Annotated in this window: 1 protein-coding gene; it reads right to left on the bottom strand. The window is 67.0% G+C overall.

The window, feature by feature from the left end:
* Positions 1-203, bottom strand: a 203-nt coding sequence (locus QRQ56_RS39215; RefSeq protein ID WP_438747120.1) for a hypothetical protein, incomplete at both ends; no start/stop codon positions are given.

The following is a 203-nucleotide window of genomic DNA, read 5'->3' as shown; positions in this document are numbered from 1 at the left end:
TCTGCACGCCCTGGCCGATCTTCTTCAGCACGCTCCAGAAGCTCTGCAGCTCCATGTCGGTCGGCGGCGCCGCGGCGGCCGGCTGCATGCCGGGCTGGTCGGCGCTGAACACGCCGAGCTGGTGACCGACATTCAAGCCGGTCTGCACGCCCTGGCCGATCTTCTTCAGCACGCTCCAGAAGCTCTGCAGCTCCATGTCGGAG

The sequence above is a fragment of the Bradyrhizobium sp. U531 genome, assembly GCF_051710265.1.
Lineage (GTDB): Bacteria > Pseudomonadota > Alphaproteobacteria > Rhizobiales > Xanthobacteraceae > Bradyrhizobium.
This window is presented reverse-complemented; position numbering and strand designations above follow the sequence as displayed.